Origin of the sequence: Paenibacillus massiliensis 2301065 = DSM 16942 (assembly GCF_000377505.1) — a bacterium.
Classification (GTDB): domain Bacteria; phylum Bacillota; class Bacilli; order Paenibacillales; family Paenibacillaceae; genus Paenibacillus; species Paenibacillus massiliensis.
In genome coordinates, this window is record NZ_KB898193.1 from 153,208 (window position 1) to 165,511 (window position 12,304).

A 12,304-nucleotide genomic window follows, 5' to 3' on the forward strand; every position below is an offset into this window, starting at 1 on the left:
GCATGATCCTGCTGTATGGAACATCACTAAATACACGCCGTCCTTTCCTCGAAGGATCGTGGTACCAAGCAGAGAAGGCAGGTCTCCTGACTTGCTGGGTGCAGCATCCCGGCAGCCTTCCCGTCATCTTCCGCTGACAGTGGCATATTGCCGACATCCCCTAGCATACAGTGGCGGGACCGTGCCGGAATTGCACCGACTTCCCTTTTCACAGCCTGCACTACATCTGCCACAGGCTGACCTAATCCGCTGAGATTATTGTAACATGGACAGCTTCCCTTGCACTTACTTAGTGATTATAGGCCAAATAAGATAGGCTTACAACCGCCAGCTACTGGTACAAGTGAACAAAAAACAACTTCCTTATTCCAGCTCTACAGGTCCAAGGTAGCTTCCGATGATGCCATCTGCTGTAAACGTAAGCTCTAGTCGGACAACCCCTCCCGGCTCCACCTGTACATCCCAGAAGTCTAACCCGGCAACGGTCATGGCAGCCAACTGACGAATAACTCCGCCATGGGTAACAGCCAGAACGGACAAAGGAGTCAAGGATGGCAAAGTGACTAAGAGAGTCGAGCCCTGCATATCCATCTGATCCACAGATGGGACCTGACCGCACAACAGCCGCAATGTATCCACAAAAGAGAGCATCCGGGCTTCCATGCTACTCCAGCTCTCACCCTGTGGTGGCGTGAATCGACGTGGATCATCAATCCAGGCTCGATATAGCGGGATCTCCTTAAGCGTAGCATAGGTCTCTCCCTCCCACGCGCCGAAATGCAGCTCACGCAGCCTTTCATCACGAATCGTCTTGGGCAGCAGCGCTGGAGCAGCACACTCCAGCGTCTCCAGACATCGCCGGAGATCACTGCTGTAGATACGGTCAAAGCTCTGCGCGGAGAGCCAACAGCCCAATGAACGAAGCGAATCATGTGCTTCTGCCAATAGCGGCTCGTCCGTGTGTCCTAGATAGCGTTTCTCCCGGTTCCACTGTGTAGCTCCGTGGCGAACCAGCGTTAGCTCCACTTTGTCGCGCATCGCTCGATCTCCTTTCCCATCCAAGGTGAATGGTGCAATATCCACATTCAATGATCTTGATTCATGGACCTCATAATCCGACACTGCTGAACGAAATGGATAACAAACCTCCAGATCAGCCTTTATTCATAAGCCATCCTGAGCTACACTAATTGACTTATGCGATGAGAAGCCAGATGACTGTAACAGCTAGACACAAGCCAACAAATAGATTACAGACTACGAACATAAGTCTTACTGTTCGGCGTATATGCTCAGCCTGCAGCTGCTCAAGTGGCTGTCCCATATAAGCACGGAATGAACGGACACCATGGTATACATTATATCCACCAAGCCGAATGCCCAGCGCACCTGCCACAGCCGCTTCCGGGTAACCACTATTCGGGCTGGGATGCTGACGAGCATCCTGCCGCACCGCCTGAATACTACCACTGACGCTGTTGCCATTCAGCCATGCTGCGATGAAGAGCAACAACGCAGTCAGACGTGCAGGAATATAATTGGCTACATCATCCAGACGAGCTGAAGCCCAGCCCAGATCCTTATACTTCTCGTTCTTATACCCAACCATGGAATCAAGAGTATTCACCGCGCGATAAGCCATCGCGAGCGGTACTCCACCAAGCAATGCGTAGAAGAGCGGTGAGATAATCGCGTCCACGATATTTTCAGCAACCGTCTCGACCGCACCCCGTGTAATCTCCGGCTCGTCTAGCTCGTTGGTATCCCGCCCAACAATCATGCCCAGCTCCTGTCTGGCTGCGGGCAGGTTCCCCTGCACCAGCTGCTGATATACCGCCATGCCAGCATCCTTGAGTCCTTTGGAGGCTATAGTTGTCGCTAATAGTATAATCTCAGCCCCGATAGCAAGCCACGGATGAAGTATGGCGAGCCCCGCAATAAGAAGCCAGGTTATTCCATAGGCTCCACCTGCAATGCAGAGGGGCAAGATCAGGCCAGCCCGTTTAAGCGCCTGAGGTGACTGCCATCTGCTCCGAATTCCTTTTTCCAGTAGAGTGATGCCCTTGCCCATTCCGATCACCGGATGTGGAATCCAGCGTGGATCACCGATGAGGCGGTCCAGCACATACGCTGCCGCAATAATGACACTAACGACCACTTCGTCGTTCCCCCTCCAGCACAGCTTCCATGACGGATAGCAGCACCTGATTAGCTTCCTGATCCTTGACCGCAATGCGAAAATGGCTGTCTGTCAAGCCGGGATACATAGCACAGCTGCGAATCAGTACACCACGACGTCCCAGAGCATCCTGAAGCTCTACCGCCTTCCACATTCCTGGTGCCCGAACAAGCAAATAATTAGTCTGACTCGCCGTCACTCCACAGCCCAACTCGGATAGACCGCTTAGCAGACGTTGTCTTTCCTGAACAATCAGCTTCAGCGTCTGATCTTCGTAAGCTTGTCCACTGTTCAGACAGGCTTCGCCAGCCAGTAGGGCGAGTCCGTTCACACTCCAGGTCACCTGCTGGTCCGTCATGCGACGGATGACGTCAGGTGCAGCTAGCGCATAGCCCAGTCGCAGACCCGGAATGGCATAAAATTTCGTCATGGAGCGGATCAGGATCACACGTGAATAGCGTTCGAGGTCCGGCAGTAGTGTGATGCGTTCAGTTGCTGGAATGAAATCCATAAATGCCTCATCCAGCACCAGGTAAGTCCCTGAACGCTCAGCAGCCGCGGCAACAGCGAGCAGCTCTTCTTTCCCATATTGCACCCCGTTCGGATTGTTCGGCTGCCCCATGAACAGGAGATCCACCTCCGAGATCAAGCGCTCGATATCTTCCACATCCGCTCTCCATTGAAGAGAAGCCTTACCATATACACGGCTGAGGCTTGCCCCGAACTTGAGCGACAGCTCAGCATACTCCGAGAAGCAGGGCTCGACCAATCCGACCCGTTGTGGTCTTAATCCAAGCAGAATGAGTGCCATGCTCTCAGCTGCGCCATTGCCGATACTGATTCGTTCTGGAGAGACGCGTAGCCTTCGGCTTAGCAGACTCTTCAGAGAACGGTGTCCTGGATCTGGATACCTGATGACAGACTGTAACCCGTTCATCAAAGCCTCCTTGACCTCATCGGGTGGTCCGAGTGGATTAATGTTGGCACTGAAATCAAGAAAATCCGCCGCAGGCAAGCCGTACAGCCCGGCGGCCGTCTCCCTGTCTCCCCCATGTCCGTATATTTCAATCATACCGATTCATCCTTTCTGGGCGAACATGCCCAGTAGCTGGTTCCCATTATGGGGCCGTCCTTCCTGCTCCGTCAATTCAAAATCAGATCAGGCGGTGCAGAGAGCGTCTGTGAATGTTATAATTTTGATAGAATCGACAAAATACGTTCGACTTCGATGCGCATAATGAGGAATTTCAGTATACGAACTGACTCGGTTAGCAGAGCTGTCTTGCACATCCTAGGGACATTTCACCTTTTGTGCCATGCATTTCGCGCTACATACTTCGTGTGCCTTCTTCATGAAAACTTGAGAGCCTCTTGCTGAACGTATGCATTATGCCAGACAATATTGCTTAGACGGAGGAATGAACATGCTGTTCATCGACAATCAGGGCATTACCGACCCTGCGATTAATTTGGCAATCGAGGAGTACGCCCTCAAGCATTTACCGTTGGATGATAGTTACTTGCTGTTCTACATTAATAAGCCTTCCATTATTATCGGGAAGCATCAGAATACGGTGGAAGAGATCAACGCCGAGTATGTTAAGGACAATAATATTCAGGTTGTTCGTCGCCTGTCTGGTGGCGGTGCGGTGTATCATGATCTTGGCAACCTTAATTTCAGCTTCATTACCAAGGACGACGGACAGTCATTCCATAATTTCCGTAAATTCACCCAACCGGTAGTCGATGCGCTTCACGACATGGGCGTACCTGCGGAATTGACCGGACGGAATGATCTACAGGTAGGCGAACGCAAAATCTCTGGGAATGCCCAGTTCTCTACACGCGGCCGGATGTTCAGTCACGGCACACTGATGTTCAATCTGAATCTGGATGATGTACAAGCTTCGCTGAACGTCAATCCTGAGAAATTCAAGTCCAAGAGCACTAAGTCTGTACGCAGCCGTGTAGCCAATATTGCGGATCTGATGGACAAGCCGATGACGATTGAGGAATTCCGGGCGGAGCTGCTTCGCCATATTTTTGGCATGGAGGCCGAGCAGGTACCTCAGTATCAGCTGACCGAGCAGGACTGGAACAAGATTCATGAGATTTCCAAGGAACGCTATCAGTCCTGGGACTGGAACTATGGTCTGTCACCAGCAAGTAACATCAAGCATGTCAAGAAGTTCCCGGTCGGTCTCATTGACATTCGTATGGATCTGAAGGATGCTCACATCGAGGAGATCAAGATCTATGGTGACTTCTTCGGTGTAGGTGATGTTGCGGACATTGAGGACGCTCTGCGTGGCCAGCGCTATGAGGAATCGGCTGTGAGAGAAGCCTTGTCCTCCTTGGATCTCAAGCATTATTTCGGTAATCTGGAGACAGATGACTTCATCGGATTGGTGCTGCTTGAGGACTAGTGCCTTGACCAGATCAAATGCAGCATAGACCAGTTGCAAGCGAGGAGCCCTGTCGAACATAGTTAGGCTTGCTGAATTATGCCAGACAAACAGGGTAAGTAACCCTAGAGAGAATTTACAGAGAGAATAGGAGCGAGAACCATGTACAAATTGATGGCTATTGATATTGATGACACGCTGATTAACGATGATAAGGAAGTAACCCCTGCTGTCCAGCAGGCGCTGGAGGCTGCAATCGCCAAGGATGTTATTGTGACGCTGGCTACAGGCCGCGCTTATTCATCGGCACAGGCTATTGCCCGCCAGACAGGTCTGAACGTACCGATCATTACTTTCCAAGGAGCTCTAATCAAAAATCTGCTTGATGAGCAGGTACTCTATGAGCGTTATCTCCCAATCGTAGCAGCTCGCAAGCTGTACGAGTTCTGTCTGGAGCGTAATCTTCACCTGCAGACCTACATCGGTGACAAGCTCTATTCACGTGAAGAGAATCAGAAGCTCATTGATTACTGCGCTCTGAACAAGACACCTTATTATATTGAGCCGGTATTCAGCAAAATGGTCGAGCAGCCTACACACAAGATGCTCGTCATTGATGAGCCTGAGGTGCTGGATGAAATCGCTCCGATTCTGCGCGAGATGCTGGGTAACGAGGTGCATATTACGAAGTCCAAGCCGCACTTCCTGGAGTTCATGCATCATGAAGGTACCAAGGGCCATGCCTTGTCATTCCTTGCGGACCATTATAAATGCGATCTGTCCGAGACCATTGCAATTGGGGATTCCTGGAATGACCATGAAATGCTGGAATGTGCAGGCCTTGGAGTAGCCATGGGCAACGCAATTCCTGCATTGAAGGAGCTTGCCGACTACGTAACCTTGAGCAACAATGAGGATGGCGTCAAGCATGTCATCGACAAGTTTATTTTGAACGTCAACTAAGTAAACTGCCATTGTATCGACTTTTTGGGGTTGGTACACCACAACAGCCCTGATTCCCATGAAGCTATTCGCGGATCAGGGCTGTCTATAGTCTATAGCCTTTAATCTATAGAACCTTGGTCTTATCCTATGTGAGGGTGTAAGTTATGGCCTCCCTCTGTCCGTTACTATCCACTAACGCCTAGACTCCCCAGTTCTTTCAGCTTGATCTCATATCTGGTCTGGTCACGTCACTGATGCTTAATTGAGCCAGACAGCCTCACCGAATTCTTAACCTGAACGGAGGAATATCCAATTGCGTACCCGGAGAGCTCCATTGTATATTTTGCTGTCTCTACTCGTTGTTGTCCTGAGCGCACTTGCATACCGCCAATACTACATTAGCAATCGTGATACCGAAGTCGAAAGGTATTTACTGCAGACCCAAGGATACCAGCAATCCGATATCCAGCGCATCGACACCAGCATCGGAAAAGCTCCTGTCGTTAGCACCGAGGTCATTTTCACGGATGAGCCAGAGGCAAGGTACTTCTACAAAAAAGAAAACGGGAGCATCCGCCAATATAGCAGCGCCCCCGTCCATGACGTGAATGCCCACGTCAACTACAAACATCTGGATAACCCTCAATAGGAGGCTGTGGAGGCTGTGGGCTGTAGAGGCTGAATGTCGGAGGTTTCCGATACGAAGCCCTATTTCTTTTTTCATAGGGTTATCCTGCCGTATCGTTCCCTCCACTTCGCTATCCTCCATATGACTATCCTGTCACGACATCTGCTTTGGAATAGGAGCCGTACGTCCCATCCGTGCTCTGATCCAGCGCATGACGCCTTCATTCATTGTCAGCAATCCAGACACAATTAGCACCACACCAGCCCATGTCATCCAGGTTACATGCTCACCGTAGAACACCACTCCCAGCCCTACAGCAATTGGCGGTGAAATATACAACCATGTTGCTGGAAATAAAGGATTGGTACGTGCTACCAACCAATAGAACAGGCTGTGCCCGACCATAGAGCCAATCACCGTCAAATACACCAGTGACCAGACTGCAGGCGATACAGTAATGACCGTGTAGTCCCAAGCCTCAGTGAAGCATGACAATATCCCCAGAAGCAGCCCACCGTACATCATCTGCACCGCATTCAGCGCAACAGGGTGAGATTCCTGGAACTGAACAATGACTCGTTTGGAATACAGCGCTCCAGCGGCATAGCACAGCTCACCCACCAGAATGACAATACATCCCCACATCCAAAGCCCGCCTCCTGCAATAGACAGACCCGGCAGCATTACCAGCACAACACCGGCGAAGCCCGTTACACATCCTGCAAGCATACGGACCGACATCGGCTGCCGTAGCAGCAACGTCTGGATCATCATAATCATCAAAGGACCTGTAGCCGACAGGATCGCCCCAATGCCTGAGCTGACATACTGTTCTGCCCAATATAATGCCGCGAAAGTGCCAAAGGTAAGCCCTAAGCCCGTCAGGAGCATCTCCTTGCGAAGCAGCAGCGACCACTGCGCCTTCCCCCTCAGCTTCATCCAGGTATACATTAGTATCCCGGCCACCAAAAATCGCAAGCCTGCGGACAGAAATGGCGGTAGCCCTGCTTCCACACCAATCTTAATAGCCAAGAACGTCGTGCCGAATACTAGACACATCACAATATAACCTACTGCAATCATCAGAGCCCCTCCTTCATCTGTCATTCATCATACAGCAGCCACCATAGAACAGAATGAATATGACAGAACAGATTGTGATGATTTCGAGAGGATTTGCGGTACAATAGAACACAACATCATCCAAGGTCGGGAGGCACCATATGAAAAATGGTCAGTTGCAGCATAATGGTCAGGTAGAGCAGATTCGGCCCCCATCCAGACTTGAGCCGAGCCATCGCCTGAAGCTGTATGAGCAGGTAATTGAATATTTACGGGTGCGAATGGATAGCGGTGAATGGAAGGCGGATCAGAAGCTCCCTTCTGTGCGCAGCTTGGCCGAGGAGCTAGGAGTTCACCGCCTTACGGTGTTCAAAGCGTATCAGGTGCTGAAAGAGGAAGGCAGCATCTATGTCAGAGACAAGTCTGGCTACTATGTCGGAGGTAAAGAGCCCACGGCTCCATCTGATCTGGCGGACGATCCCGCTATCTCGGTCTGGCGTCACTGGGATTCACTCCCGCGCATTCATTCATTGCAGGCGACCTACCAATTCTCTCAGTCGCTGATTGATCCGACTCTCTTACCGAACCATTACTGGAATGTACTGTTACGCTCTCTGACCGAACAGTATCCACGCTTGCTTGGCAGCTACTCCACTCTGGCTGGTGACGCCGAGCTACGTGAGGCACTCGCGATGCAACTAACGGAGAAGGAGCATCTCTATCTCACTGGCGATGAGATTCTCATTACTTCAGGAGCCCAGCAGGCTATTGATCTGACCGCGCGGGCACTCGTTCGACCTGGGGATCGGGTTCTGCTAGAGCGGCCCTGCTATGGTCCAGCTATGGAAATTTTCCGCAAACAGGGCGCACAACTGACCTTCCTCGATATCCATCCCTATGGATATGATCTGGAGGAGCTCGAACGGATATTACGAGTTGAGAAGCCCAGGGTATTTTATCTGACGCCGACGTTTCATAATCCCACGGGATTTACAGTTCCGACGGAGCAGCGCAAGTTACTACCGGAATTGGCCGAAAAATACGGCTGCTATCTGGTGGAGGATGACAGCATCTATGATATTTATTTTAAAAAACATCCCCCGGCCCCCGTCTTCGCTTACGATACCTCCGGGAAAGCCTTATATATTCGCAGCTACAGCAAGTATGTAGCTCCAGGTCTGCGCATAGCGATTCTAATCTGCCGACCTGACTTAATGCCGTTACTGCATGCGGTAAAAGCGCTGGCGGATAATGGATCGCCGCTGCTCAACCAGAAGCTCTTCCTCCAATACGTACAATCCCCACGCATGGAGCAGCACTTGTCCAAGCTCCGCACAGCCCTGCAAATGCGCAAGGATGTCATGGAAGCATGCCTGCGGGAAAGCACATGGACATGGACCAGCCCGCATGGTGGACTGAATCTGTGGGTAGAATTGCCGCCTGGAGTCGATACCGCTCACCTTCTATACCAATGTATGGAGGCATCTGTCTCCTTCGTCCCAGGGAAGGTGTTCGACTCATCACCCTACAAGCACCATGGCTGGATACGTCTATCTTACTCTTACGTAAATGAGTCGCAGATTCGGCTAGGCATCGACAAGCTGCTGGAGATTGCACAGAGGCTGTGAGGAGAAGACATGATAACAGACGCGCGAATTTAAAATAGCATTGCATAACAAAGGCACTGCAGCGATAGACTTACTGACAGTGCCTTATGAACTTGCCATGATTACTCGGAGCTTGTTCCTTCCATAAGGATACGCTTGAATTCCTCGAATGTCTCAGATTCGCACAATCGTAGCATTAATGAAGAGTCGTGCACGATTTCCTGTATGAACAGTAACAGATCCCGAGCTTCATTACTCTTGGCCTGAGCAATAACGAAGACGATCTTGACTGGTAAGCCCGACCAGTCGATGCGCTTGTTAAGAATCCCTACACCTACTTTGGTGACGACCGAGCACAGTTCAATCGGGTGAACCAGAGCAATCCAGTTGCCAAAAGCAGTACTCGCCAGATTCTCACGGATCAAACACAGCTCCTCGAAATTAGGTGGAACAATTCCTGTCTTGTCCATTCGGCTACACAACTGACCGATAGCCTCCTGCTTCACTCCCGCATCCAAAGCCCCGTAGAATAGATCCTCTGAGAAATAACGATCAATCAGCCGCTCTTTGTCCTTCCTCCGTTGATAGACAACCAGCTTCTTGCGGTCCTCTGCTGTAAAAAGGGGACTAATAATCTCAACAGGATAGCTCCCTACCTGAATAGGTACGGTGGAGAATACAATATCAGGCTCAAATTTCAGAATCTCTTCTTTATTAAAAAGCGAAAATGTCCTGACATAATGCGCATTCGGAAAGGAATGCTGAATTTTGAACTTTAATAGCTCAGAAGTGCCTTTCCCCGTGGTACACACGATCGCGATCCGATCAAAGGTCTTCCTGGACAGCTTCACATCCCGCTCCAGTGCCAAGCCAATATGCATAGTGAGGTAGGCAATATCGTCTTCTGTTAATGCTTTATTGTAGATCTTCGTAATTTCATCCGCGCACAGCATACCCAGATTGAAGGCAAACGCGAATTGCTGCTTAATCTCCTGCAGGATCGGATTTTTATAATGAACATCATTCTTGAGTCTGCTGATCAACGGCTCCAGATGAAATTGTAGACTCGTTCGTAGATGGGCGTCCTCCCATAAGGATACATCATAGATCTCTTCGATCTTCTGGAGAAAAGAATCAATAATCATGTGTACCTTGACTCTGACTTCATCCAGATCCTGCTGCTGGATAGACGCCACCTGCCCGATAATACAGGATACCAGGTAACCCTTTTCGATACCGGGTAATGTTCTTCTCAGCTCTTGTTCCAGACGATTCCAGATATGATCGGTCAATTGCAGATTGGGATTAATGTCATAGCTGTCGTGTGTGTCCAGGTTGATGACGTGTCCGTTCGTACAGCGCTCCAGCATAATCTGGATATGATAGATCAGATGCTGCAGGATCAGATCCGAGCAAGGGATGTCAAATCGACGGAACTCCTCTACCACGATCGACTCTACAACTGCATATTCCTGATGCTGGATGTACTGCTCCACTTTCAGTATGGATGCAATAGCCAGCCTGAAACCAAGCTCCTCACCTTTCAGCTTCATGCCATAATGAGGCTTGGACTTCAACGTTAATCCAAAGGGTTGGATCAACTGCTTGATGTCTCCCAAAATACCGTTCAGCTTGCTCTTACTAATGTAGAGCTGCTCACAGATATAGTCCATCGTGACGTATTCGTGTAAATCAACCATATGCCGAAATACTTCAATGACCGAGGCCTCCTCCACAGATACGGATTCCTCGAGCAGCAGCTTGACAGTAGATCTATCACGAACCACTAGATGGTAGCCTTTGCCCCGCTCCAGTACAATTTCACCCTGCCCGTCAAGGAATCCTTCGTTCAGGCTGCGGATCATGCCTCGTAACGTCTTATCGCTGATTTCCAAGCTGAGCAATAGCTGCTTGATAGGTATAGGTTGCTCTTGAATCAATAGCTGCCTAAGGAGATTAGCTTCTTTGCTTGTCAAGTTCAACGCAATCACCTTTATCTCTATAGTTCCATCAGGTTCTACGATCATATCTGTGTGGGACAACATCGCCCGTCTCGAAGAAATGCTTGAGCATTCGCTCCTTCATGCGTGCAATATCTACGGCATAACGCTCATCACCGATCAGATTATGTCTCTCGTAGGGGTCTTCCTGCATGTTATAGAACTCATCCTTCTCATACAGCCTATATACGTACTTGTACTTCTGGTCACGAATCATCATGGCTTTCGTATGCTGAGGCATTTTCTCCTGCTCGACAGTCCTCGCCCAGTATTCATTGCTTGGAGCATGACCTGCATCCTTACAGTGCTCTTCCCCATCAAGGCGACCGCCCTCGGCGAACACCACATCACGAAGCTCTTCTTCTCCTGCCAGCACTCCACGCAAAGACTTGCCAAAATGGGTGTAGGCAGGACGAATGCCTAACAGATCGAGTAAAGTGGCCTGAATATCAATTAGCTCTGTCATAGCCTCCGTCACACGAGGCTTGGCTTCGACCCCCGCTGGTGGTTTGATGATCAGTGGCACCCGTGTCAGCATATCCTCGAAAGTATTCTGGTTTTTCTCAGCTATTTCATAATCGCCTGTATAATCTCCATGATCACTGAAGAAGACTACCATCGTATCATCATACACACCCGCTGTCTTTAGCGTCTCAAGCAATTGGCCAATATATTCATCCAACTCGGTTCCCATCGCATAATAGACTCGCTTCATCTCTTGAAGCTGCTCATCTGTCCACTCGTATAGCTTCTGGTTGTTGCGAATCCCCCTTAGAATGGATGGTTTCCCGTCCCACTCTTCTTCGGTAAGTCGAATGGGTGCTGGGACCTCTGCCGGATCAATCTGGCTATACCATTGCTCCTTTACCTGGTAGGGTGGATGCGGCAATGCTAATGCGAGATAAATACAAAACGGCTCATCTGACTGATAGCTCTGCACGAACTTGATAGCGTGTTCGATCTGATTACGGTCTACATGCTCAGCCGACTCCGTAACCCCGTGATAATGTGAGTAATCGTGCTCGACTGCTTGCTCTCCACTTGAAGCCGTCTCCTGTTGTTGACGCGCCTTCAATTCTCTCATCCGCTGGAAGAATGCACGGTACTGGTCATCCCTCGTACTGCAATAATCCTCTACCTCGACATCCTCCCGTAGAAAGTCATTGCGCCCTCCCCAGTACACGTGGTAACCGTCTTCCTTCAAAGTCCGTAATATGTTGGCATCCTCCGGACCCATGAGATGGTGCATCGTGCGGAAGCCCTTTGTATGTGGATACCAGCCTGACAGAAACGAGCTGCGACTTGGTACGCACACAGGAAGCTGACAATAAGCATTGGAGAAGCTAACTCCTTCTCGCGCAAGCTCATCCAGATTAGGGGTCACAGCACCTCCGCAACCCGTATATCCGATGGAATCGGCTCTCCATTGATCAGCAACGACCATGACAATGTTTGGTTTCTTGTTCATCACTGGTCCC

At 50.1% G+C, this 12,304-nt stretch carries 10 protein-coding genes and 1 riboswitch; of the genes, 4 read left to right on the forward strand and 6 right to left on the reverse strand.

What is annotated here, in order from left to right; all coding sequences use genetic code 11:
• Positions 1–59: 59 nt before the first annotated feature.
• Positions 60–260: riboswitch (cobalamin riboswitch) on the reverse strand.
• Positions 261–363: 103 nt separating this feature from the next.
• The 3 genes from D328_RS0118640 to cobD form a co-directional block, all read right to left on the reverse strand.
• Positions 364–1,038: a histidine phosphatase family protein gene (locus tag D328_RS0118640; protein ID WP_026281258.1), complete on the reverse strand. Its 675-nt coding sequence runs from the start codon at positions 1,036–1,038 to the stop codon at positions 364–366.
• Positions 1,039–1,195: 157 nt separating this feature from the next.
• Entirely contained in the window at positions 1,196–2,158 is a 963-nt protein-coding gene (cbiB, locus tag D328_RS0118645; protein ID WP_018886558.1) for an adenosylcobinamide-phosphate synthase CbiB, read from the reverse strand.
• Positions 2,148–3,251 (reverse strand): threonine-phosphate decarboxylase CobD, encoded by a 1,104-nt coding sequence (gene cobD, locus D328_RS0118650; RefSeq protein WP_018886559.1) that lies wholly within the window; start codon positions 3,249–3,251, stop codon positions 2,148–2,150. The genes cbiB and cobD overlap by 11 nt, the downstream gene beginning before the upstream one ends.
• Positions 3,252–3,603: 352 nt before the next feature.
• Between cobD and D328_RS0118655 the strand changes: the two genes are divergently transcribed.
• The 3 genes from D328_RS0118655 (at position 3,604) to D328_RS30760 (ending at position 6,178) form a co-directional block, all read left to right on the forward strand.
• A complete protein-coding gene (locus tag D328_RS0118655) occupies positions 3,604–4,605 on the forward strand; it encodes a lipoate--protein ligase (RefSeq protein ID WP_018886560.1) in 1,002 nt (333 codons plus the stop codon).
• A 141-nt stretch (positions 4,606–4,746) separates the two neighbouring features.
• Positions 4,747–5,547, forward strand: a complete 801-nt coding sequence (locus D328_RS0118660) for a Cof-type HAD-IIB family hydrolase (RefSeq protein ID WP_018886561.1) — start codon at positions 4,747–4,749, stop codon at positions 5,545–5,547.
• 295 nt (positions 5,548–5,842) lie between these two features.
• Positions 5,843–6,178, forward strand: coding sequence for a DUF3139 domain-containing protein (locus tag D328_RS30760; RefSeq protein ID WP_169445807.1), 336 nt, complete (start codon positions 5,843–5,845; stop codon positions 6,176–6,178).
• 132 nt (positions 6,179–6,310) lie between these two features.
• On the opposite strand, the gene D328_RS0118670 is transcribed toward D328_RS30760, so the two are convergent.
• On the reverse strand, positions 6,311–7,240 hold the full coding sequence (locus D328_RS0118670) for a DMT family transporter (RefSeq protein ID WP_018886563.1): 930 nt from the start codon (positions 7,238–7,240) through the stop codon (positions 6,311–6,313).
• A 140-nt stretch (positions 7,241–7,380) separates the two neighbouring features.
• Here D328_RS0118670 and D328_RS0118675 point away from each other — a divergent pair, with 140 nt between their 5' ends.
• Positions 7,381–8,847 (forward strand): aminotransferase-like domain-containing protein, encoded by a 1,467-nt coding sequence (locus D328_RS0118675; RefSeq protein WP_018886564.1) that lies wholly within the window; start codon positions 7,381–7,383, stop codon positions 8,845–8,847.
• Positions 8,848–8,948: 101 nt separating this feature from the next.
• On the opposite strand, the gene D328_RS0118680 is transcribed toward D328_RS0118675, so the two are convergent.
• Both D328_RS0118680 and D328_RS0118685 read right to left on the reverse strand, forming a co-directional pair.
• On the reverse strand, positions 8,949–10,802 hold the full coding sequence (locus tag D328_RS0118680; protein WP_033413266.1) for a BglG family transcription antiterminator: 1,854 nt from the start codon (positions 10,800–10,802) through the stop codon (positions 8,949–8,951).
• A gap of 34 nt (positions 10,803–10,836) precedes the next feature.
• Positions 10,837–12,294, reverse strand: a complete 1,458-nt coding sequence (locus tag D328_RS0118685; protein WP_018886566.1) for a sulfatase-like hydrolase/transferase — start codon at positions 12,292–12,294, stop codon at positions 10,837–10,839.
• Positions 12,295–12,304 lie beyond the last annotated feature (10 nt).

Coding starts and splice junctions, on each gene's coding strand:
- D328_RS0118640 (WP_026281258.1), bottom strand. CDS start 1,038: ATGCGCGACAAAGTGGAGCTAACGCTGGTTCGCCACGGAGCTACACAG.
- cobD (WP_018886559.1), bottom strand. CDS start 3,251: ATGATTGAAATATACGGACATGGGGGAGACAGGGAGACGGCCGCCGGG.
- D328_RS0118655 (WP_018886560.1), top strand. CDS start 3,604: ATGCTGTTCATCGACAATCAGGGCATTACCGACCCTGCGATTAATTTG.
- D328_RS0118660 (WP_018886561.1), top strand. CDS start 4,747: ATGTACAAATTGATGGCTATTGATATTGATGACACGCTGATTAACGAT.
- D328_RS0118670 (WP_018886563.1), bottom strand. CDS start 7,240: ATGATTGCAGTAGGTTATATTGTGATGTGTCTAGTATTCGGCACGACG.
- D328_RS0118675 (WP_018886564.1), top strand. CDS start 7,381: ATGAAAAATGGTCAGTTGCAGCATAATGGTCAGGTAGAGCAGATTCGG.
- D328_RS0118685 (WP_018886566.1), bottom strand. CDS start 12,294: ATGAACAAGAAACCAAACATTGTCATGGTCGTTGCTGATCAATGGAGA.